The sequence below is a fragment of the Serratia sp. BNK-4 genome (assembly GCF_048685115.1).
In the GTDB taxonomy this organism is placed as follows: Bacteria; Pseudomonadota; Gammaproteobacteria; order Enterobacterales; family Enterobacteriaceae; genus Serratia; species Serratia bockelmannii.
Map to the genome: position 1 here is coordinate 3250013 of NZ_JBLQTM010000001.1, position 21978 is coordinate 3271990.

Below are 21978 nucleotides of genomic sequence, written 5' to 3' on the forward strand. Positions count from 1 at the left end.
GCGCGGCAGCAACTCACTCGGCGGCACCGTTTGAGCCGGCATTCGGGTCCATCGGCGGCGTAGCGCGGGCTTTATCGCTGCGTGCCGCCCACCACAGACCGCTGTTTTTCATCGCATAGCCGAACAGCAGGCCCACCAGCAGGGAAAGCGTCACCAGCGGCCAATCGCCGCCGCCGGCGAAGGTCGCACAGGCGCCGATAAAGGTGCCGGGTACGAATCCCAGCCACTGCTGTTTAGCCTGAATGCACATAAGGAACGCCACGATGCCGGTCAGCAGATACCCCAGCAGATTCCACTGCGGCGCCAGTTCGCTGCCGTGGATGATCGCCATTGCCCAGAAGACGCCGCTGCAGCAGGTCAACGCGCCGATCAACAGCCCTTTCAGTCCGCCCTGCGGGCAGGCGAAATACGCCGTGCAGCCGAGAAAGCCGGCCCAACCGATCAGGCCCAAACTGACGGCAACCCATCCCCAAACGCCGGACAGGATCCCGGTGGTGACGGCAATGGCGAAAAGAACGTTCATAAAGTGACCTGCAGCAAAAAGAAAGCGCGCAGTTTACCCGAAAACAGGCCAATTTATGCAATGAAAATCACACTATAAATGTAATTAAAGAATCATTAATTATAAAAAATAGATATTCATCACAAAGTAATTAGCGAGGGAACCCCACCCGGGACGTCTTCCATGCCAACAACAGGCACACCACGGTGCTGCCCAGGAACAGCAAATGGGTTGCCTGATTCAGATCGACGCGATCGACCACCACGCCCAGCAAGATCGGCACCCAGTTGGCGATATAAGCGATAACGTAAAACAGCGAAAGCAAACGCGCATGGCTGGTCGGCGGCGAAATCAGGTTCACTAGGGTCGCGCTGCCGACGAAAATGGCGCCATAAGCATAGCCGGCCACCACCAGCCCCACCGCCGCCAGCCCAAGAGAATGCCACTGGATCGCCATGGTGAACACCACTGCCGCCAGCACCTGCGCCAGGCAACCGAACAACAGCGAATGACGGGCGTTAACGCGGCGGCTCAGGATCTGGCTGATACCGGCGATCAGCAGATACACCGCAATCGCATAGCCAAAGACGCCACGAGCGTGCAAGCCTAACAGCGTTTCCGCCACGCCGGGGCCGATTGCCAAAATACTGGCGGCCAGCGCCCAACAGATAAATAAAGCCCCTGCACACACAAAGAATTTACCGCCGGTGGCGCGCAAGCCATCGAGCAGCGAGCTTTTTTCTGTCTCGGCCGACGTAACATGGCTCGGCGCCGTAACCACGCCACGCGGCCACGAGAACATCACGCCCAACGCAGCCACGGCGGCCATGACCATGATGAAAACAAATGGCAGCGTCGTGGGATGGAAACCGGTCTGCAAGGCGATGCCGCTGAAGATCGGGCCCAGCGCCAATCCGGTGGTGAATGACAGCGTCGCGATCAACGCCGCATTTTTGCCGCCGTCGCGCGGCCCAAACCGCACCAACGCGATGTTCGCCGCGCCGGTTAGCGCCCCGGTGCCCACCCCGGCCAACAGCCGCGCCATCAGCATCATGGCAAAGGTATCAGCCTGCGCGAACAGCAGGGCGCCGCTCAACACCACCAGCAATGCCGGCACGATCATGCTGCGTAAATCCTTTACTTTGCCGGCCAGATTGCCGACGCCGAACAAAGAGATCAGCACGCCGGCGGCATAGGCGCCGTAGATGACGGTCAGACTGACCGAGCTTAGCGTAAGCTGCTGCTGATACAGCGGATAAAGCGGCGTCGGCGCGCTGCTGTTCAGCAATGCCGACATCAAAGCCAGCGCCAGGAACAATAAAATTGTCCTGCCCGACGCCTGAGCATTTTGCGGCGCCGCAATCTGGCTGGCGGTATTTTCTGACATGTTTCAACTCCCAAAGACGGCAGACAGCGGCCTGCCGTCGACATTTTCCTCACCCGGCCTGCCGGGAACGGCGCTTATCATAGCGTTCCGGCGACGGGCGAAGTATCGTCAAGAATGAATCACCCTGATGCATTCTTGCATCACCAGAGAAATAACCGCCGATGTGCAGCCCGCTAACCGTCTTTCTCTCCCCCCGGGCAGAACAACGCTTTATGATAGAAACCGTTATTGTTCGCCTGGCTCGGCCTGTGCCCCACGGCGCCGACAAATCTGCAGAGAGGAAATGGCATGATGAATTGGGACGACGCGCGCTTCTTTTTGGCCGTCGCACGCTGTGGCACGCTACGCAAAGCCGCCAACCAGCTGCATGTCGATCAGGCGACCGTCGGTCGACGGCTCTCCGCTTTCGAAGACGCTCTCGGTTCCAAGCTGTTTATCCGCACGCCGAAATCCTTCGCCCTCAGCCCGTTGGGGGAAGAAATGCTGGCGGACGTGATGAAGATGGAGAATGCGGTGCAGGCGATCAACCGCAAAGCCGCCAGCGGCGATGACAGCCTGCACGGCCACGTGAGCATCGCCACCACCGATACCCTGGCCGAAGCCTTCGTGATACCCGCGCTGCAAGATCTGCGGGAACGCTATCCGGCCATCACCGTCACGCTGTTGACGGCACTGAACATCGCCGATATCTCTTATCACGGCGCGGATCTGGCGATCCGCGGTGCACGCCCCGATGACGATGAACTGATCATCAAGCGGCTGGCCACCATCGAGATGGGCCTGTACGCCAGCCCGCACTATCTGGCTCGGCGAGGTATGCCGGTCAAAGGCGAGCAGCTGCGCGGTCACGATCTGCTGATGTTCCCGCGCGAGCTGGTGCCGCGCCACTGGAACAATTTCTGCGGCGAAGCCCTGCACGAGCCCAACGTCGTGCTGCAATGCAATTCACAGCTGCTGCTGCGCTCCGCCACTCGCAGCGGGCTAGGCATCGGCCTGCTCTCCGCGTTTCTGGCGGATAAAGACCCGGAGCTGGTGCGCCTGTTGCCAGAGAATAAAGACTGGGTGGATATCTGGCTGGTGCTGCATCCCGATTTGCAGCGTGCCGCCCGCGTGCGCGCGGTGGTGCAGGCGCTGGAAACGTCGTTTAGCGCCCATTACGGCTAAGTGCCGTTTCTCCATAAAAAAAGGCCGCCGAAGCGACCTTTTTACCGTCTGAAGCGTTATCAGAACGTCGGCTGCGCCATCTGCACCAGCGAAATCAGCGGCTGAGGATAAACCCCCAACAGCAGCACCAGCGCGGCTGAGATCAGCACCACGACGCCACCGGCAGTCAACGCCCAGTTGTTCGGGGTGTCGCGCTGCAGCGATTCCGGCGCGCTGAGGAACAGGCTGACGGTCACGCGCAGGTAGTAGTACAGGCCAATGGCGCTGCCTACCACGACTGCGCCGGTCAGCCACCACAGGTGTGCGCTGACGCCCATCGCGATCACGAAGAACTTACCGATAAAGCCCAGCGTCATCGGGATACCGGCCAGCGACAGCATCATCACCGTCATTACCGCGGACAAGATTGGCTTATGCCAGAACAGACCACGGTAAGAGAACAGCGAATCCGCATCCGGGCCGCGGTACGGGCTGGACATCAGGCTGACCACGCCGAAGGCGCCCAGGCTGCTGAACAGGTAACCGGCCAGGTAAACGCCGGCGGTTTCCAGCGACAGCTGATGGGTTTGCACCGCAATCAGCGCCACCAGCAGGTAGCCCAGGTGAGCGATCGACGAGTAGCCCAGCAGACGCTTGATGTTGGTCTGGCTGATGGCCATCAGGTTACCGAACAAGATAGAGCAGAACGCGATGATCGACAGCACCAGACGCAGCGCTTCGTTGTCGGCGGCCGGGGCATACAGGAACAGACGCATCACGACCGCGAAGATCGCAATCTTGCTGGCGGTTGCCAGGAAGGTCGAGACCGGCGCAGGCGCGCCCTGATACACGTCCGGCGTCCACAGTTGGAACGGCACCAGCGACAGCTTGAAGCCCAGACCGACGATCATCATGCCCATACCGGCCAGGATCAGTGGCTGGTGCATCATGTTTTCCTGGAGGCTCTTGCCGAGGCCGGCCAGCGACAGATCGCCGGATTCAGCGTACAGCAGCGCCATGCCGAACAGCAGGAACGACGACGCGGCGGCGGACAGCAGCATGTACTTGATGGCAGCTTCCAGCGGGCGCTTCTGACGATAGGCGTAGCCCACCAGGCCGAACAGCGGCAGCGAGATCAGCTCGATACCGATGAACAGCGAAGCCAGATGGTTGGCGCTCGCCAGCAGGATGCCGCCCATGGCGGCGATCAGCACCAGCAAGTAGAACTCTTCGCGGTTATCCGGATAGCCGACCAGCCACGGATAGGCGAAGGTGCAGGTCGCCAGACTCGCCAGCAGCACCAGCCCGGTGTAGAACATCGAGTAACCGTCAACCCGCAGCAGCGGGGTGACGTCCATTGGGCCTGCCTGGCCGACAAAGTACAGCGAAAGCAGCGCCAGGTTGAGACCGATCACGGTCAGGGTGGCGTTGATAAAGTGGTCGCGTCGCCACGCAATGCCTAGCATCACAACCACCACCGTCAATCCGACGATCAACAGCGGCAGCAGTGCGATCAGTTGTTGAGGAGTTATTGTCATGGCGAATTACGGCCTTGTTGTTGAAATTGCTGAAACTGACGAACCAAACCAGTGTTGCACGTTGCTCATCGCCGCGTTGGAAGTATCCAGAATCGGCTGCGGGTAAACCCCCAGCAGAACCAGCAACACCACCAGCAGCAGAATGATGAACAGTTCGCGCGCGGTCATGCCCTGCAGCGGCTGGTCGGATTTAGGCGCACCGTAGTAAGCGCGCTGCATCATGATCAGCGAGTAAACCGAAGCGAACACCAGACCGAAGGTAGAGATCACAGTGATCACCGGCACCACCTGGTAGCTGCCGAACAGAATCATGAATTCACCGACGAAGTTACCGGTACCCGGCATCCCCAGCGTAGCCACGGCGAAGAACAGCGACAGCGCAGGGATGAACTTGATACGCCCCCACAGGCCGCCCATCTGACGCATGTCGCGGGTATGCAGACGCTCATACAGCTGGCCGCAGATAATAAACATACCGGCGGCGGACAGACCGTGCGCGATCATCTGGATCACGGCGCCCTGGTAAGCCAGCTGGCTGCCGGTGTAGATGGCAATCAACACGAAGCCCATGTGCGATACCGAGGTGTAGGCGATAAGACGCTTGATGTCGGTCTGCGCGAACGCCATCCAGGCGCCGTAGAAGATGCCGATCACGCCCAGCCACATGGCGATTGGCGCGAACTCGTGCGAAGCCTCAGGGAACAGCGGCAGGCTGAAACGCAGCAGGCCGTAGGCCGCGGTTTTCAGCAAGATGCCCGCCAGGTCGACGGAACCTGCGGTCGGTGCCTGGCTGTGCGCGTCCGGCAACCAGCCGTGCAGCGGCACCACCGGCATTTTCACCGCGAAGGCGATGAAGAAGCCCAGCATCAGCAGATATTGCACGTTGTGGGACATCGGCGTTTGCAGCAGGTCTTCGTAATCGAAGGTCCACACGCCGGTGGCGTTGTAATGCACGAACACCAGGCCCAGGATCGCAATCAGCATCACCAGACCGCTGGCCTGGGTGTAGATGAAGAACTTGGTCGCCGCGGTGATACGGGTTTTACCGTCCGACGCTTTGTGCCCCCACAGCGCGATCAGGAAGTACATCGGCACCAACATCATTTCCCAGAAGAAGAAGAACAGGAACATGTCGATGGCGAGGAACACACCGATAACGCCGCCCAGGATCCACAGCAGGTTGAGGTGGAAGAAGCCCTGATACTTCTGGATTTCACGCCAGGAACAGAGGATCGCCAGCACGCCCAGCAGACCGGTCAACACCACCATCAGCAGCGACAGACCGTCCAGCGCCAGGTGGATGGAGATGCCGAAGCGCGGGATCCACGGCAGCAGGAATTCGCTCTGCCACTGCGGAATGCCTTTCGGCGTGGTCAAGGTATAGCCGCCCTGCATCCACAACTGCAGAGAGAGCGCCAACGTCAGCCCCATTGCGATCAGCGCTATCCAGCGCGGCACCTTAGTACCGAAGCGCTCAAGCTGCCAGCACAGCAGACCGCCGATAAAGGGGATAAGAATTAGCCAAGGTAATAGCATGGCGTTTTGTGTCCCTTATACGAATAATTTCAAACTTTGTACGTAGCGCCTACCCGGCGCTACGCCCGAAAAATGCGTCTGTTTAAATTATTCAATTAAACCAAAATCAACAGAGCCAATACGACCACTGCACCCACACCCATAGACGCTATATACCAACGCACCTGACCGTTCTCGCTCACCGTCAGACCGCGGTTCCCCCAGCGGGAGAAGACGGCCGGCAGGTTCATCAGCGAGTTCAGCGGATCGCGCTGCAGCAGCTTCGCAATACCCAGGTACGGCTTGACGAACACTTTGTCATACAGCCAGTCGAAGCCCCAGGCATGGAACCACCAGGTCGAGAAGAAACGACCCGGCGCGCTGTTGGCGATGCTGTTGACCAGGCTGCGTTTGCCCAGCCACAGCGCGGCCGCCAGCAGAATGCCGACGATAGCCACCACGCCAGAGGTGATTTCCAGCGTCAGCACGCTGCCGTGCGCCAGTTCGGTGGTCTCCGGCAGCACGCCCTGCAACGGCGGCACGATCATCGCGCCGACGAAGGTGGACAGCACCAGCAGAACCAGCAGTGGCAGGTGGTGAGTGATGCCTTTACCGGCATGCGCTTTGATTTTCTCTTCGCCATGGAACACGATGAAAATCATACGGAAGGTGTACAGCGAGGTCATGAACGCACCAACCAAGCCGGCAACCATCAGGTTGATGTGGCCGTTGGCCATCGCGCCCGCCAGGATCTCGTCCTTACTGAAGAAGCCGGCCGTGACCAGCGGCAACGCAGACAGCGCCGCGCCGCCCACCAGGAAGCAGACGTACACCAGCGGGATGCTCTTGCGCAGGCCGCCCATCTTGAAGATGTTTTGCTCGTGGTGGCAAGCCAGGATCACCGAACCGGACGACAGGAACAGCAGCGCCTTGAAGAACGCGTGGGTCATCAGGTGGAAGATCGCCGCGTCCCATGCCTGCACGCCCAGCGCCAGGAACATGTAACCGATCTGGCTCATGGTGGAGTAAGCGAGCACGCGCTTGATGTCGGTCTGCACCAGCGCGGCGAAGCCGGCCAGCAGCAGAGTGACCGCACCGACGATGCCCACCAGGTGCAGCACTTCCGGCGCCATCAGGAACAGGCCGTGCGTACGGGCGATCAGATAGACGCCCGCGGTCACCATGGTCGCCGCGTGGATCAGTGCGGAAACCGGGGTTGGGCCCGCCATCGCGTCCGCCAACCAGGTTTGCAACGGCAGCTGCGCCGATTTACCGACCGCGCCGCCCAGCAGCATCAGGGTCGCCCAGGTGATGGCCGTATCGCCCACCGCCAGTTTCTGCGGCGCCAGGATCATCAGCTCGCGGATGTTCAGCGTGCCCAGCTCGTTGTAGAGGATGAACAGCGCGAACGCCAGGAACACGTCGCCCACGCGGGTGACGATAAAGGCTTTCATCGCCGCCGCGCCGTTGGCCGGATCTTTATAGTAGAAACCGATCAACAGGTAGCTGCACAGGCCCACGCCTTCCCAACCCAGATACATCAGCAGCAGGTTGTCCGCCAGCACCAATACCACCATGCTGGCGATAAACAGGTTGGTGTAAGCGAAGAAGCGCGAATAGCCCTCTTCACCGCGCATGTACCAGGAAGCGAACATGTGGATGAAGAAGCCGACGCCGGTGACCACCGACAGCATGGTCAGCGACAGGCCGTCCAGCACCAGGGTCACGCCGATATTGAAGTTACCGACGGCCATCCAGGTCCACAGGCTTTGCTCGAACAGCTGCACGCCGGCGGCTTTCTGGGCGAAGAAATCCATCGCCACATACACCGTGACCAGCGCAGCCAGGCCGATAGAACCCACGCCGACGGTGGCCGCCGTGTTTTCAGACCAACGACCGCGGGAAAATGCCAACAGCAGGAACCCGATCAGCGGTAGCAGAATTGTTAAATATAATAGGTTCATCCGCGCATCTCACTGACAGTATCAATATTCAGGGTATGACGACGACGGTAGAGCTGCAGCAGCAGCGCCAGGCCGATACTGGCCTCGGCTGCCGCCAGGCTGATCGCCAGGATGTACATCACCTGCCCGTCCGCCTGGCCCCAGTAGCTTCCCGCCACGATAAACGCCAACGCCGCAGCGTTGATCATCACTTCCAGGCTGATCAGCATAAACAGCAGGTTGCGGCGCACCAGCAGCCCGGTCAGCCCGAGCACAAACAGGATAGCCGCCAGGATCAGGCCATGTTGAAGAGGGATCATGCTTGCTCCTCCGATTTTCTTCTCGCCATTTCGCCACTCGCCGGCGCGTTGCTCAGCACCTCGCCAGGCTTGTGCTCGCGGCCGATATGGAAGGCGACAACCAGACCCGCCAACAGCAGCATTGAAGCCAGCTCAACCGCCAGTACGTAAGGCCCGAACAGGCTGATACCCACCGCCTTCGCGTCGACCATCTCACCGCTGATACCCTGATCGGATACGCTGCGGATCGCGACGATCAATACCACCAGCAGCGCCAGCGACAGCAGGCCAGGCCCGATCCACACCGTCGGCTTCATCCAGTCGCGCTCTTGCTGCTGCACGTTGCCGAGGTTCAGCATCATCACCACGAACACGAACAGCACCATGATGGCGCCCGCATAGACGATGATTTCCAACGCGGCGGCAAAGTAGGCGCCGAGAGAGAAGAAGACTGCCGAGATCGCCAGTAACGAGACGATCAGATACAGCAGCGCATGCACAGGGTTGGTATGGGTGATCACGCGAATCGTCGCGGCCACCGCAATCAAACCTGCCAGATAAAATGCAATTTCCATGCTTGCTGGCTCCTTAGGGCAACAGACCTTTGACGTCGATCGGTTTGGCTTCGTTTTCGGCTTCGCCTTTGGCTTTGCCGTCAATCGCCATACCGGCCATCCGGTAGAAGTTATATTCCGGATATTTACCCGGCCCCGAGATCAACAGATCTTCTTTTTCGTACACCAGATCCTGACGCTTGTACTCACCCAGTTCGAAATCCGGCGTCAGCTGGATAGCGGTAGTCGGGCAAGCCTCTTCGCACAGGCCACAGAAAATGCAGCGCGAGAAGTTGATGCGGAAGAACTCCGGATACCAACGGCCGTCTTTCTGTTCCGCTTTTTGCAGCGAGATACAGCCGACCGGGCAGGCAACCGCACACAGGTTACAGGCGACGCAGCGCTCTTCGCCGTCCGGATCGCGCGTCAGCACGATGCGGCCGCGGTAGCGCGGCGGCAGGTAAACCGGTTCTTCCGGATACATCTGGGTTTCGCGCTTGGCGAAGGCATGCATGCCAATCATCCAAATGCTGCGCACCTGGGTGCCGAAACCAACCACTAACTCTTTCAATGTCATGGTTTATTCACCCCTTATTGAGCGTTGTACAAAATGACCGCGGCGGTTGCCAGCAGGTTCAGCAGCGTCAGCGGCAGGCACACTTTCCAGCCGAAGGACATCACCTGGTCATAACGCGGACGCGGCAACGCGGCACGGATCAGGATGAACATCATCATGAAGAAGGCCGTTTTCAACGCGAACCAGATGAATGGCGGCAGGAACGGACCCTGCCAGCCGCCGAAGAACAACGTCACAATCAGGGCGGACACGGTGACGATACCGATGTATTCCCCCACGAAGAACAGACCGAACTTCATGCCGGAATATTCGATGTGGTAACCGTCAGCCAGTTCCTGCTCGGCTTCCGGCTGGTCAAACGGGTGGCGGTGACACACCGCCACGCCGGCGATCGCAAAGGTCACGAAGCCGAAGAACTGCGGAATGACGTTCCAGACGTGCGCCTGGGATTCAACGATGGCCTGCATGTTGAACGAATCCGCCTGCATCACCACGCCCATCAGCGACAGGCCGATGAACACTTCGTAGCTCAGGGTTTGCGCGGAGGCACGCATCGCGCCCAACAGCGAGTATTTGTTGTTGCTCGACCATCCGGCGAACAGCACGGCGTACACCGCCAGGCCGGCCATCATCAGGAAGAACAGAATGCCGATGTTGAGATCGGACACCGCCCAGGTCGGGCTGACCGGAACGATGGCAAATGCCAGCAACAGGGAAGTAAAGGCGATCATCGGCGCCAGGGTGAAGATCACCCGGTCGGAGAATCTCGGTACCCAGTCTTCCTTGAAGAACATTTTGATCATGTCGGCGACCAGCTGCAGCGAGCCGCCCCAGCCTACGCGGTTCGGTCCGTAACGGTTCTGGAACAGGCCGAGCAGGCGGCGTTCGCCGAAGCTCATGAACGCCCCGCACGCCACGACCACCAACAGGATCACGACCGCTTTAAGAACGGCGATCAGAATGTCGATCACCTCAGGGGTAAACCAGCTCATCGTGCTGCCTCCCGCAGATTGTCTACCTTAGCACCCACCAAAATCGGCGGGATCCCTGGCAAGCCGAGCGGCAAACCAACCTGGCCCTGGGTCAGGGTTTCACTCAGACGTACCGGCAGACGCAAGGTCTGGCCCGCACAGCTGAACTCCACCAGGCTGCCCGCGTTGACGCCAAGGGTCGCCGCGTCGGCCGGGTTGACCATCACGTAAGCTTCCGGCATGCGCTGCTGGATCACGTGAGAGCGCTGCGACATTTCATCGCTGCCGAACAGGTGGTAGTAAGGCGCGACACGCCAGCCGTCGTTCGGATTGAAGGCGGCTGGCACGCGGTCGAAGTAACCGAGGCTGCCCTCCCCCGCTTCGATCAGGCGCACGCCCGGATCGCCGTGGCGCAGTTTGCCGCCCACTTCGGCCTGGAACTTGTTCCATGCCTGCGGTGAGTTCCAGCCTGGCGCCCAGGCGAACGGGATCTGCTGACGATCGGCCAGCGGGCTGTTATTCCCTTCCATCGAGAAGGCGAACATGGTGTCTTTATCCTGCGGCTGACGCGGCTCGTGCACGCTGATGTTGGCGCGCATGGCGGTACGGCCGCTGGAACGGTGCGGCGAACGCGCCAGCTTCTGACCGCGAATGCGGAACGTCGCGTCCGGCGCGGCATCGACGATGCCCTGCAGCTGCGGCAATGCGGCGACGCAAGCGGCGATCACGTCATCGAGCTGGGTCCAGTCCACGTGGCGGCTGGTGTAGGTGGAGTGCAGCGAGTGCATCCAGCGCCAGCTTTCCAGCATCACGGTGAACTGATTTTTCTTGGCGTCGTCATAGTAAGCCGGATCGTATACCTGGAAGAAGCGCTGCGCGCGGCCTTCCTGGTTGATCAGCGTACCGTCGCTCTCGGCGAAGCTGGCCGAGGAGAGGATCAGGTTGGCTTTGTCCATGATCGCGGTGCGCTGGTGGTCGGCGACGATCAGGTTGTTGACCTTGGCCAACGCTGCGTCCACCTGCGCCGCCGGCGCATGACGATAGAGATCGTTTTCCATCACGATGGCGGTGTCGGCTGCGCCACTCGCCAGCTGTTCCAGCGCTTGATCGAGCGAACCGCCGCCGATCATCGCCAGGCCCATGCTGTTGGCAGCGCCCGCCACGAAGGTGATGCCGACATCGGAACCGCGGCCCTTCAACGCTTTGGCGATGTTGGCCGCCGCTTCGATGATGGCTTCGCTGCCGGCGTTGCTGCCGGTCACGATAAGCGGTTTGCGTGCGCCGGTCAGCGCCTGCACGATGATATCGACTTTCTTGTTCAGGCCGTCGGCCAGATCGTTCACCGCCGGCGCTGCGCTATCCAGCGCGTGCGCGATGGCGAAGCCGAAGCGTGCCTGCTCGTCCACCGGCGCGCGGTAGTTCCAGGCGGCAATGTCGTCCAGGCGGGTGTTGTCGATGTTAGTGGTGAACAGCGGGTACTTGGCGTGCTGACCGATGTTCTGCACCGCCGCGATCTGCCAGTCGGCAACACGTTGCGCCGCCGCCATCGCGCGAGCTTTCCCCTTGACGGCCTGGCGCACGGACAGCGCGATACGCGCACCGGTTTGCGTCAGGTCTTCGCCCAGCACCAGCACCGCGTCGTAATCTTCGATCTCACGCAGCGCCGGCGTATGGACGCCGCCGTTTTTCAGCACGTTCAGCATCAGCGCCAGGCGTGATTGCTCCGCCTGAGCGATCCCGGTGTAGTAGTTCTCGGCGCCGACCAGCTCGCGCAGTGCGAAGTTGCTTTCCAGGCTGGCGCGCGGGGAGCCGATGCCGATGGTTTTCTTCGCCTGACGCAGGATGTCCGCCGCGCCCTGCATCGCCTGCTCGGCGTTCAGGGTGATCCAGTCATCGCCGCGCAGCTGCTGCGGTTGACGCGGACGATCTTTCTGGTTGACGTAGCCGTAACCGAAACGACCGCGGTCGCACAGGAAGTAGTGGTTCACGCTGCCGTTGTAACGGTTTTCGATACGGCGCAGCTCGCCATAGCGTTCGCCCGGGCTGGTGTTACAGCCGATGCTGCACTGCTGGCAAATGCTCGGCGCGAACTGCATGTCCCATTTACGGTTGTAGCGTTCGGAGTGCGTTTTGTCGGTGAATACGCCGGTCGGGCACACTTCCACCAGGTTGCCGGAGAACTCGCTTTCCAGCGTGCCGCTTTCCGGGCGACCGAAGTAGACGTTGTCGTGCGCGCCGTACACGCCGAAGTCGGTGCCGTCCGCATAGTCTTTGTAGTAACGCACGCAGCGGTAGCAGGCGATGCAGCGGTTCATCTCGTGCGAGATAAACGGCCCCAGCTCCTGGTTGTTGTGGGTACGCTTGGTGAAGCGGTAGCGGCGGAAGCTGTGGCCGGTCATTACCGTCATATCCTGCAGGTGACAGTTACCGCCTTCTTCACAGACCGGGCAATCGTGCGGGTGGTTGGTCATCAACCACTCGACCACGCTTTCACGGAACTGCTTCGCTTCGCCGTCATCGATGGAGATGAAGGTGCCATCGGATGCCGGGGTCATACAGGACATCACCAAACGGCCGCGCGTATCTTCCGCGTTTTGGTATTGCTTTACCGCACATTGGCGGCAAGCGCCGACGCTTCCCAGCGCCGGATGCCAGCAAAAGTAAGGAATATCAAGGCCGAGGGAAAGACAAGCCTGCAGCAGGTTGTCCGCCCCGTCTACCTCATACTCTTTGCCGTCTACATGAATCGTAGCCATAGTCAGCATGCTTCCAAGTGGCCTGCCTTGCGGCAGGCGTTAATCAAAAATTCTGGCCGTGTTCGGGCGAGTTCGGCTTACCAGCGCTGCTTCAGCAGATTGTTCGGCTGAATGCCGCCAATCGCATGGGCGTTGCCGAAGTGCTGCACGGCGATACCCGCCTCGAACTCTTCACGGAAATATTTAATCGCGCTTTGCAGTGGCTCTACGGCACCTGGCGCGTGGGCGCAGAAGGTTTTGCCCGGGCCGAGGGAGCGGCACAGCTGTTCGAGGGTTTCGATATCCCCCGGCTGCCCTTCGCCGTTTTCCAACGCACGCAGGATCTTCACGCTCCACGGCAGGCCGTCGCGGCATGGCGTACACCAGCCGCAGGACTCGCGGGCGAAGAACTCTTCCAGGTTACGCACCAGCGGCACCATGCCGATCTCGTGGTCTACCGCCATCGCCAGCGCGGTGCCGAGACGGCTGCCGGCTTTGCCGATCGCGCCGTATTCCATCGGCAGGTCGAGGTGATCGGCGGTCAGGAAGTCGGTGCCCGCGCCGCCCGGCTGCCAGGCTTTGAAACGCAGACCGTCGCGCATGCCGCCGGCGTAGTCTTCCAGGATCTCGCGCGCGGTAGTGCCGAACGGCAGCTCCCAGACGCCCGGATTTTTCACCCGGCCGGAGAAGCCCATCAGCTTGGTGCCTTTGTCTTCACTGCCGGAGATGCCGGTGTACCACTCCACGCCGTTCGCCAAAATGGCCGGTACGTTGCACAGCGTTTCGACGTTGTTGACACAGGTCGGCTTGCCCCAGACGCCGGCACTGGCCGGGAATGGCGGCTTGGAACGCGGGTTGGCGCGGCGGCCTTCCAGCGAGTTGATCAGCGCAGTTTCTTCGCCGCAGATGTAACGGCCGGCGCCGGTGTGCACGATCAGCTCGAAATCAAATCCGGTGCCGAGAATGTTCTTGCCCAGATAGCCGGCTTCGGTGGCTTCCGCGATGGCGCGACGCAGATGCGCCGCTGCTTCGATATATTCGCCGCGCAGGAAGATGTAACCGCGGTAGGCTTTCAGCGCGAACGCGGAGATCAGCATGCCTTCCACCAGCAGGTGCGGCAGCTGCTCCATCAGCAGACGGTCTTTATAGGTGCCCGGCTCCATCTCATCGGCGTTACACAGCAGGTAACGGATGTTCATGGATTCGTCTTTCGGCATCAGGCTCCACTTCAAACCGGTGGAGAAGCCCGCGCCGCCACGGCCCTTCAGCCCGGAGTCTTTCACCAGGCCGACGATCTCGTCCGGGGCCAGGCCTTTGAGGGCCTTTTCTGCGCCGGCATAGCCGTTTTTGCTGCGGTATTCGTCCAGCCACAGCGGCTGCTTGTCATCGCGCAGACGCCAGGTCAGCGGATGCGTTTCGGGAGTGCGTACAATGTGCTTGGTCATTGATACTGCTCCAGTAGCGTCTCGATATCTTCAGGCTTCAACTGACTGTGAGTGTCCTCATCAATCATCATGGTCGGCCCTTTATCGCAGTTGCCCAGACAGCAGGTCGGCAGCAGCGTGAAGCGGCCATCAAAAGTGGTTTGACCCGGCTTGATGTTCAGCTTCTTCTCGATAGCGGCCTGAATGCCCTGGTAACCGGTGATGTGACAAACAACGCTGTCACAATAACGGATCACGTGACGTCCTACTGGCTGACGGAAAATCTGGCTGTAGAACGTGGCCACGCCTTCTACGTCGCTGGCGGGGATGCCCAGCACTTCCGCGATGGCGTAAATCGCACCGTCCGGAACCCAGCCGCGCTGCTTCTGCACAATTTTCAGTGCTTCGATGGAAGCGGCGCGCGGATCCTCGTAATGGTGCTTTTCGTGCTCGATCGCATCACGTTCTTCCGCGCTCAGTACAAATGCATCAACGCCGCTCTGAGGAGCGGCTGCATTGATGGGCTCGAGCGCATCATTGACTGCGTGATTGTCTTTTTGATCATGCATAGTTAGCGGTCCACATCTGACATTACAAAATCGATACTACCCAGATAGACGATCAGGTCGGAAACCAGGCTGCCTCGGATGACCGATGGGATCTGCTGCAGGTGCGCAAAGCTCGGCGTACGTACCCGGGTGCGGTAGCTCATGGTGCTGCCGTCGCTGGTCAGGTAGTAGCTGTTGATCCCTTTGGTGGCTTCAATCATCTGGAATGATTCGTTGGCTGGCATCACCGGGCCCCAGGAAACCTGCAGGAAGTGGGTGATCAGCGTTTCAATGTGCTGCAGCGTGCGCTCTTTCGGCGGCGGCGTGGTCAGCGGGTGATCGGCCTTGAACGGGCCTTCCGGCATGTTGTTCAGGCACTGTTCGAGGATGCGCAGGCTCTGGCGCAGCTCTTCCACCTTCAGCATCACGCGGGTGTAGCAGTCGCTGTTGCCGTCGCCCACCGGCACTTCGAAGTCGAAGTTCTCATAGCCGGAGTAAGGACGCCATTTACGCACGTCGAACTCAACGCCGGTAGCACGCAGGCCGGCACCGGTCACACCCCACTCCAGCGCTTCCTTGGCGTTGTAAGACGCTACGCCGATGGAACGGCCTTTCAGGATGCTGTTCTTCAGCGCCGCTTTAACGTAAGAATCCAGACGTTTCGGCATCCAGTCGAGGAATTCACGCAGCAGGCGATCCCAACCACGCGGCAGATCGTGCGCGACGCCGCCGATGCGGAACCAGGCCGGGTGCATACGGAAGCCGGTGATCGCTTCCACCAGATCGTAGATTTTCTGACGGTCGGTAAAGGCGAAGAACACCGGGGTCATCGCACCGACGTCCTGAATAAAGGTGGAGATGTACAGCAGGTGGCTGTTGATGCGGAACAGTTCGGACAGCATCACGCGAATGGTGTCAACGCGCTCCGGCACCTTAATGCCGGCCAGCTTCTCGACCGCCAGCACGTAAGGCATTTCGTTCACGCAGCCGCCGAGGTACTCGATACGGTCGGTGTACGGAATGTAGCTGTGCCAGGATTGACGCTCGCCCATCTTCTCGGCGCCGCGGTGGTGATAACCGATATCCGGCACGCAGTCGACGATCTCTTCGCCGTCCAGCTGCAGAATGATGCGGAACGCACCGTGCGCAGACGGGTGGTTCGGGCCGAGGTTGAGGAACATGAAGTCTTCGTTCTCGGTGCCGCGCTTCATGCCCCAGTCTTCCGGCTTGAAGGTCAGCGCTTCCATCTCCAGATCTTCTTTCTGCTTGGTCAGCACGAAAGGATCGAATTCGGTGGCGCGCGCCGGGTAGTCCTTGCGCAGCGGGTGCCCTTCCCAGGTCTGCGGCATCATGATGCGCGACAGGTGCGGGTGGCCGTCGAAGGTGATGCCGAACATTTCCCAGGTTTCGCGCTCATACCAGTTGGCGTTCGGGAATACCTTGGTCGCCGTGGGCACGTGCAGGTCTTTTTCAGACAGCGCCACCTTCAGCATGATGTCGCGGTTGCGCTCGATGGAAATCAGATGGTAGAAAACGGAGAAATCCGCAGCGGGCAGGCCGTCGCGGTGGGTGCGAAGACGTTCGTCCACGCCATGCAGATCGAACAGCATGACATACGGCTTCGGCTGTTTTCTCAGGAACGTCATTACTTCCAGTAACTGGTCAGGTTTAACCCATACCACGGGCATGCCGGTACGGGTGGCCTGAACAGTAAAGGCTTCCGGCCCAAAACGGTTGCGCAGTTCGCCGATCACCGGGTCGTCAAGGTGATCTCGGGTCTGCCAGGCAGGCAAGGCGTCGTGCGTCGTCAAATCTGTCATAATTTTTTTTCACCACACTAAAGGGTTATTCGCCGCAAGTTTCACTTTTCGCTGTGTTAACCAATAGCGCACTAAGATGGACGTTAAATGAACGTCTTAAATCTCGTCAGGCGTCCGGAGGTTGGTCACCGCGATGCGCTCGCCGTGTTTACGCTCTCTTTCAGACTGCATATTGGCGCGGTAAACGCCCTGATCGCCGACAACCCACGACAGCGGGCGACGTTCTTTGCCGATAGATTCCTGCAGCAGCATCAGCGCTTGCATGTAGGCTTCCGGACGCGGTGGGCAGCCGGGAATGTACACGTCGACCGGCAGGAACTTGTCCACGCCCTGCACCACGGAATAGATGTCGTACATACCACCGGAGTTGGCGCAGGCGCCCATCGAGATCACCCACTTCGGTTCCAGCATCTGCTCGTACAGGCGCTGGATGACCGGGGCCATCTTGGTGAAACAGGTACCGGCCACCACCATCAGGTCAGCCTGACGCGGGGAGGCGCGCAACACTTCCGCACCGAAACGCGCCACGTCGTGAACGGCGGTAAACGACGTCACCATCTCCACGTAACAGCACGAAAGGCCGAAGTTATACGGCCAAATAGAGTTTTTACGCCCCCAGTTCACCATGTCATGCAGCGCATGTTCGAGTTTACCCATGTAAACCGTGCGGTGGACCTGTTGTTCCAGGGGATCGGCGACGATCTCCTGTTTTTGCAGGGGATAACGGTCGTTCTCACCGTTCGGGTCTATGCGGGTGAGCGTATAGTCCATCTTAATGCCTCGCTGTTACTGCGGATGACTGTTGGTGTTAGTGATCGTGCTCGGTTTGCTGCGGCGTTGGGAACGCGCCGGAGTCCAATCCAACGCGCCGATGCGCACCAGATAAACCAGACCGGCCAATAGCACCAAAATGAAAATGGCGGCTTCGATAAAGCCTACCCAACCGCTCTCGCGAACCGAGACCGACCAGGCATACAGGTATAAGGCTTCAACGTCGAAAATAACGAAGAACATGGCCACCAGGTAGAACTTGGCGGACAAGCGCATGCGCGCCGTGCCGACCGAGTCGATGCCTGATTCAAACGGGGTGTGTTTGGCGCGCGCCCGGGCTCTCCCGCCCAAGAAGAACGCGCCCAGCAGCATTAAGCCGCAGAGCCCGATAGCCACAACGAGAAATACGGCGAGCGCCCAGTGATGAGCGATAACTTCAGTGGTTGTTGACATACTCTATGCTTACTCATCAAAAGTGGCGTCGATCGCACTGCTCTTGTCACCGGCAGTTAGTGCGCCACATCGATTTAAGGGAAGGATAAATAACCACACAAACAAACTGCTTTTACAGCGAGTTAGGCAGCGTTTTTCTGTGGGCTTTTTACTCCTTTCTATAACCTTTTGTCAACTTTGACAAAAGTATCTACACACTAGTTTACATACGTATCATTTGATTAACATTTGATGCGCCAGGGACAGGCTAAATCGTGTCAGTTAATTTTTGTGTAGAAACAGATAGATATAAACCAACATGCACATTTCAGTTTTACTATACCATTGTCTCAGGAATTCCCTGTTCTTCCACTCACTACCTAGGGGTATTTTTTTGATCCAGGACACGTTTTCAGCATAAATCCTCAAAAAAAGTGTGGCCCTTTAACAATTTTCCTCAAATTGAGCCGCAAAAACGGCCGCTATAAGCTAACAAAATACCCCTGCTATTACCATGCCTTTAACCCATTCAATCTTATTGCTCAAAAAACGAACTTAGCGTATTAAACCCGGCCAAACTCTCTTTTCATTAACGCTTAAAAGTTAACAAAACAGCCAACTCAATTGAAAATACAAGCCAAATACATATAAATAAATTTTTAGGTAAAAAAAGGGCAAAAAAAACCTCCGCCGAAGCAGAGGTTTTTCATCAGATATCGCGCCGCGACGTTATTCTTCTTCGTCCACCAGGCTGGCGTCATCCTGATCGCTCTGGAGACCGCCTTCCGCACCGTTGAAGCCATAGCCGTCATTGCCGCCCTGCATCGCGCTGAAGATGGCCATCGCCAGCTCGTTGCTGCACTGCGCGTTTTTGCACAGCGCATACTGGGTATCCGGCAGCGGCGGCAAACCTTCCACCGCGCCCAGCACCCGCAGATCGGGGCTCATCATCTCGATCGGCCGTGCGGTCACGCCCAGGCCGGCTTTACAGGCCGCCCGCACCGCGGACAGCGTGGAGGCGACGTAGGCGATACGCCACGGAATACCGGCTTCGTCCAACTGTTTAATCGCCAGCGCGCGGAACGGGCTTGGCTCATCCATTACCACCAGCGGGATCGGTTCGCCGGCCTGATAGTGATAATCGGCGGCGCAATACCACAGCGTCGGCGACGTGCGCAGCACGATGTGCGGGTGCCCGGCCGGATCCGCCGTGGTCACCGCCAGATCGATCTCGCCCTCTTCCAGCAGATCGACCATCGTCGTACTGCGCTTTACGCGCACGTCAATGGCCAGCTTCGGATAGATGGCGGTCACGCGGTTCAACAGGAAAGGCAGAATGGTATCGGCGGTGTCGTCGGAAGCACCGATGGTCAGAACACCTTTTATATTGTTGTACATCAGCGAGGTACAGGCTTCGTCGTTAAAGCGCAGGATCTTCCTGGCATAACCGAGAAGCTGAATACCATGCTCAGTCAGGAGTTTGTTGCGCCCATGGCGGGCAAACAGTTCTTTGCCGACCAGTTGCTCTAATCGCTGCATTTGTTGACTGACGGCTGATTGAGTACGGCAAACGGCAACAGCCGCCGCGGCGAAGGTATTCAAATCAGCAACCGCAACAAAGGTTCTTAGCAGATCGAGGTCGAGATTAAGTATCGGACGATTTGCAGTTGTCATAGTGTATTCTTCACTTTTTTAAATTCTAATTTACGAACTACTACCCTGGTGTGTTTCTCAGACGCCGTTGAAAAGGACGGCGCCTGTTATGACAGTACCCCACTCATAAGTGGAGGGCAAAAAAATTACTTATGATTCGTTACCTCTATCGCTTTTTAAAATGCGATCTATCGATGGTGCTTATAGAACGCGGGGGACTGAATACCGGTGAAAAGGGAAAACCCCCACCGAACCTGAGATTTTACTCATTCATACTGCCTAATTTCCACTCCATTCGTGCTACTGAGAACCCTTATCAACCGGCCTTCAGACTGCATTCCAGAGCAAAAAAGATAAATAATTAACGGTACCGACTTCATGTTACTACTCAATGAATTTAATAAATTCAATCATTAAGATTTTTGCTTTAAATAATAATCTTATAACCACATAAACAATGCTTAAGGTAAAATATAAAGTAAAGCTAATGTAAATATGTCATTTTCCTTAGTGTGGTGCGCGAACCGACACCCCGCTATCAGACTACTCCGGTATTATCGTTCCTTTACAGTTTATTGAAGCCTATTCTCCCTTTCGGCTTATCAGTTCACTGCTGCCGGCCGCGATCGCCGGCACGTCTCGTTTATCGACGCTTGATTTAACAGAACAAAACCCTAGTAAAATTATAGTTCATGAAATTATGAACCACAAAATAACTTTACCTTTGCTTATCATAACTAAAATCCCCCGTTACGACATGCATTTGCACCAAAGGCGTGCAAAACCCTTCAAAAGCAACTACGCCAGGAGTACATTGGGCGGGTTGCGGCGTCCCACGGTAGGAGCGCCCCTATCCCAGCAAAAGGCTCAACTTTTTATGTCCCCCATTGAGAAATCCAGCAAACTGGACAACGTCTGCTATGACATTCGCGGCCCGGTGCTTAAAGAAGCTAAACGTCTTGAAGAAGAAGGCAACAAAGTCCTGAAACTGAACATCGGCAACCCTGCCCCGTTCGGTTTCGACGCCCCGGACGAAATCCTGGTCGACGTGATCCGCAATCTGCCCACGGCGCAAGGCTACTCCGACTCCAAGGGCCTCTTCTCGGCGCGTAAAGCGATCATGCAGCACTATCAGGCGCGCAACATGCGTGACGTGACCGTTGAGGATATCTACATTGGCAATGGCGTCTCTGAGCTGATCGTCCAATCCATGCAGGCGCTGCTCAACAGCGGCGACGAAATGCTGGTACCGGCGCCGGACTACCCGCTGTGGACCGCTGCGGTATCGCTGTCCGGCGGCAAGGCCGTGCACTACCTGTGCGATGAGCAGGCCGGCTGGTTCCCGGATCTGGACGATATCATCAGCAAGATCACCCCGCGCACCCGCGGTATCGTGATCATCAACCCAAACAACCCGACCGGCGCGGTTTACAGCAAAGCGCTGCTTGAGCAGATCGTCGAGATCGCCCGTCAACACAACCTGATCATCTTCGCCGACGAGATCTACGACAAGATCCTGTACGACGACGCCGAACACCACTCGATCGCCGCACTGGCGCCAGATCTGCTGACCGTGACCTTCAACGGCCTGTCGAAAACCTACCGCGTGGCGGGCTTCCGCCAGGGCTGGATGGTGCTGAACGGGCCGAAGAAGCACGCCAAAGGCTATATCGAAGGGCTGGAGATGCTGGCTTCGATGCGCCTGTGCGCCAACGTGCCGATGCAGCACGCCATTCAGACCGCGCTGGGCGGTTATCAGAGCATCAGCGAATTCATTCAGCCCGGCGGCCGCCTGTACGAACAACGCAACCGCACCTGGGAATTGCTCAACGACATCCCGGGCGTCTCTTGCGTGAAGCCGCAGGGCGCGTTGTACATGTTCCCGCGCATCGATGCCAAACGCTTCAACATCCACGACGACCAGAAGCTGGTGCTGGATCTGTTGCTACAGGAAAAAGTGCTGCTGGTGCAAGGTTCGGCGTTCAACTGGCCTTACCCGGATCACGTGCGCATCGTCACCCTGCCGCGCGTAGACGAACTGGAAATGGCGGTCGGCAAGCTGGGCCGCTTCCTTGAAGGTTACCACCAGTAATCGCCTGGGGCGCAGCGCCTTGCTGCGCCCTTCTCTTATTGCCCGGTTGCAAAATTCGCCGTCACTGCTTCACA

Annotated in this window: 18 protein-coding genes; 2 read left to right on the plus strand and 16 right to left on the minus strand. The window is 58.5% G+C overall.

What is annotated here, in order from left to right; translation table 11 throughout:
* Positions 1–13: 13 nt before the first annotated feature.
* Both ACMGGW_RS15550 and ACMGGW_RS15555 read right to left on the minus strand, forming a co-directional pair.
* Positions 14–523 carry a DUF1097 domain-containing protein gene (locus ACMGGW_RS15550; protein WP_025303656.1) on the minus strand — a complete coding sequence of 170 codons (510 nt, stop codon included), beginning with the start codon at positions 521–523 and terminating at the stop codon, positions 14–16.
* Positions 524–653: 130 nt separating this feature from the next.
* A complete protein-coding gene (locus tag ACMGGW_RS15555) occupies positions 654–1889 on the minus strand; it encodes an MFS transporter (protein WP_025303657.1) in 1236 nt (411 codons plus the stop codon).
* Between the two features lie 288 nt (positions 1890–2177).
* Here ACMGGW_RS15555 and ACMGGW_RS15560 point away from each other — a divergent pair, with 288 nt between their 5' ends.
* Positions 2178–3053: a LysR family transcriptional regulator gene (locus tag ACMGGW_RS15560; RefSeq protein ID WP_025303658.1), complete on the plus strand. Its 876-nt coding sequence runs from the start codon at positions 2178–2180 to the stop codon at positions 3051–3053.
* A 59-nt stretch (positions 3054–3112) separates the two neighbouring features.
* Here ACMGGW_RS15560 and nuoN read toward each other — a convergent pair whose 3' ends face one another.
* The 14 genes from nuoN to lrhA form a co-directional block, all read right to left on the minus strand.
* Positions 3113–4570, minus strand: coding sequence for an NADH-quinone oxidoreductase subunit NuoN (nuoN, locus tag ACMGGW_RS15565; RefSeq protein ID WP_025303659.1), 1458 nt, complete (start codon positions 4568–4570; stop codon positions 3113–3115).
* A gap of 6 nt (positions 4571–4576) precedes the next feature.
* Positions 4577–6106 carry an NADH-quinone oxidoreductase subunit M gene (gene nuoM, locus ACMGGW_RS15570; RefSeq protein WP_025303660.1) on the minus strand — a complete coding sequence of 510 codons (1530 nt, stop codon included), beginning with the start codon at positions 6104–6106 and terminating at the stop codon, positions 4577–4579.
* 95 nt (positions 6107–6201) lie between these two features.
* Positions 6202–8049, minus strand: a complete 1848-nt coding sequence (gene nuoL / locus ACMGGW_RS15575) for an NADH-quinone oxidoreductase subunit L (RefSeq protein ID WP_015378577.1) — start codon at positions 8047–8049, stop codon at positions 6202–6204.
* Positions 8046–8348 carry an NADH-quinone oxidoreductase subunit NuoK gene (gene nuoK / locus ACMGGW_RS15580; protein WP_004936014.1) on the minus strand — a complete coding sequence of 101 codons (303 nt, stop codon included), beginning with the start codon at positions 8346–8348 and terminating at the stop codon, positions 8046–8048. The genes nuoL and nuoK overlap by 4 nt, the downstream gene beginning before the upstream one ends.
* On the minus strand, positions 8345–8902 hold the full coding sequence (gene nuoJ / locus ACMGGW_RS15585; RefSeq protein WP_019453717.1) for an NADH-quinone oxidoreductase subunit J: 558 nt from the start codon (positions 8900–8902) through the stop codon (positions 8345–8347). Before nuoJ ends, nuoK begins: the two co-directional genes overlap by 4 nt.
* 13 nt (positions 8903–8915) lie before the next feature.
* Positions 8916–9458: an NADH-quinone oxidoreductase subunit NuoI gene (nuoI, locus tag ACMGGW_RS15590; protein ID WP_025160170.1), complete on the minus strand. Its 543-nt coding sequence runs from the start codon at positions 9456–9458 to the stop codon at positions 8916–8918.
* Positions 9459–9472: 14 nt separating this feature from the next.
* A complete protein-coding gene (gene nuoH / locus ACMGGW_RS15595) occupies positions 9473–10450 on the minus strand; it encodes an NADH-quinone oxidoreductase subunit NuoH (RefSeq protein ID WP_025303661.1) in 978 nt (325 codons plus the stop codon).
* Positions 10447–13185 (minus strand): NADH-quinone oxidoreductase subunit NuoG, encoded by a 2739-nt coding sequence (nuoG, locus tag ACMGGW_RS15600; protein WP_060447996.1) that lies wholly within the window; start codon positions 13183–13185, stop codon positions 10447–10449. Before nuoG ends, nuoH begins: the two co-directional genes overlap by 4 nt.
* Positions 13186–13262: 77 nt before the next feature.
* Positions 13263–14609 carry an NADH-quinone oxidoreductase subunit NuoF gene (gene nuoF / locus ACMGGW_RS15605; RefSeq protein WP_015378579.1) on the minus strand — a complete coding sequence of 449 codons (1347 nt, stop codon included), beginning with the start codon at positions 14607–14609 and terminating at the stop codon, positions 13263–13265.
* Positions 14606–15157: an NADH-quinone oxidoreductase subunit NuoE gene (gene nuoE, locus ACMGGW_RS15610; protein WP_004936034.1), complete on the minus strand. Its 552-nt coding sequence runs from the start codon at positions 15155–15157 to the stop codon at positions 14606–14608. The genes nuoF and nuoE overlap by 4 nt, the downstream gene beginning before the upstream one ends.
* A gap of 2 nt (positions 15158–15159) precedes the next feature.
* Entirely contained in the window at positions 15160–16956 is a 1797-nt protein-coding gene (gene nuoC / locus ACMGGW_RS15615) for an NADH-quinone oxidoreductase subunit C/D (protein ID WP_025303662.1), read from the minus strand.
* Positions 16957–17052: 96 nt separating this feature from the next.
* The gene (locus ACMGGW_RS15620; RefSeq protein ID WP_004936039.1) at positions 17053–17727 is read right to left on the minus strand and encodes a NuoB/complex I 20 kDa subunit family protein; all 675 of its coding nucleotides are present in this window, start codon (positions 17725–17727) and stop codon (positions 17053–17055) included.
* Between the two features lie 15 nt (positions 17728–17742).
* Positions 17743–18180, minus strand: coding sequence for an NADH-quinone oxidoreductase subunit NuoA (nuoA, locus tag ACMGGW_RS15625; RefSeq protein ID WP_025303663.1), 438 nt, complete (start codon positions 18178–18180; stop codon positions 17743–17745).
* A 708-nt stretch (positions 18181–18888) separates the two neighbouring features.
* Entirely contained in the window at positions 18889–19833 is a 945-nt protein-coding gene (gene lrhA, locus ACMGGW_RS15630) for a transcriptional regulator LrhA (protein WP_025303664.1), read from the minus strand.
* A gap of 856 nt (positions 19834–20689) precedes the next feature.
* On the opposite strand from lrhA, the gene ACMGGW_RS15635 reads away from it, so the two are divergent.
* Positions 20690–21904: a pyridoxal phosphate-dependent aminotransferase gene (locus ACMGGW_RS15635; RefSeq protein WP_025303665.1), complete on the plus strand. Its 1215-nt coding sequence runs from the start codon at positions 20690–20692 to the stop codon at positions 21902–21904.
* Positions 21905–21978 lie beyond the last annotated feature (74 nt).

Bases quoted from the DNA above. Each gene is read 5' to 3' on its own strand.
- nuoK (WP_004936014.1), bottom strand. From the start codon at position 8,348: ATGATCCCTCTTCAACATGGCCTGATCCTGGCGGCTATCCTGTTTGTG.
- nuoC (WP_025303662.1), bottom strand. From the start codon at position 16,956: ATGACAGATTTGACGACGCACGACGCCTTGCCTGCCTGGCAGACCCGA.
- nuoI (WP_025160170.1), bottom strand. From the start codon at position 9,458: ATGACATTGAAAGAGTTAGTGGTTGGTTTCGGCACCCAGGTGCGCAGC.
- ACMGGW_RS15620 (WP_004936039.1), bottom strand. From the start codon at position 17,727: ATGGACTATACGCTCACCCGCATAGACCCGAACGGTGAGAACGACCGT.
- nuoL (WP_015378577.1), bottom strand. From the start codon at position 8,049: ATGAACCTATTATATTTAACAATTCTGCTACCGCTGATCGGGTTCCTG.
- nuoA (WP_025303663.1), bottom strand. From the start codon at position 18,180: ATGTCAACAACCACTGAAGTTATCGCTCATCACTGGGCGCTCGCCGTA.
- nuoF (WP_015378579.1), bottom strand. From the start codon at position 14,609: ATGACCAAGCACATTGTACGCACTCCCGAAACGCATCCGCTGACCTGG.
- ACMGGW_RS15550 (WP_025303656.1), bottom strand. From the start codon at position 523: ATGAACGTTCTTTTCGCCATTGCCGTCACCACCGGGATCCTGTCCGGC.
- nuoM (WP_025303660.1), bottom strand. From the start codon at position 6,106: ATGCTATTACCTTGGCTAATTCTTATCCCCTTTATCGGCGGTCTGCTG.
- ACMGGW_RS15635 (WP_025303665.1), top strand. From the start codon at position 20,690: ATGTCCCCCATTGAGAAATCCAGCAAACTGGACAACGTCTGCTATGAC.
- nuoH (WP_025303661.1), bottom strand. From the start codon at position 10,450: ATGAGCTGGTTTACCCCTGAGGTGATCGACATTCTGATCGCCGTTCTT.
- nuoJ (WP_019453717.1), bottom strand. From the start codon at position 8,902: ATGGAAATTGCATTTTATCTGGCAGGTTTGATTGCGGTGGCCGCGACG.
- ACMGGW_RS15555 (WP_025303657.1), bottom strand. From the start codon at position 1,889: ATGTCAGAAAATACCGCCAGCCAGATTGCGGCGCCGCAAAATGCTCAG.
- nuoE (WP_004936034.1), bottom strand. From the start codon at position 15,157: ATGCATGATCAAAAAGACAATCACGCAGTCAATGATGCGCTCGAGCCC.
- ACMGGW_RS15560 (WP_025303658.1), top strand. From the start codon at position 2,178: ATGATGAATTGGGACGACGCGCGCTTCTTTTTGGCCGTCGCACGCTGT.
- nuoG (WP_060447996.1), bottom strand. From the start codon at position 13,185: ATGGCTACGATTCATGTAGACGGCAAAGAGTATGAGGTAGACGGGGCG.
- nuoN (WP_025303659.1), bottom strand. From the start codon at position 4,570: ATGACAATAACTCCTCAACAACTGATCGCACTGCTGCCGCTGTTGATC.
- lrhA (WP_025303664.1), bottom strand. From the start codon at position 19,833: ATGACAACTGCAAATCGTCCGATACTTAATCTCGACCTCGATCTGCTA.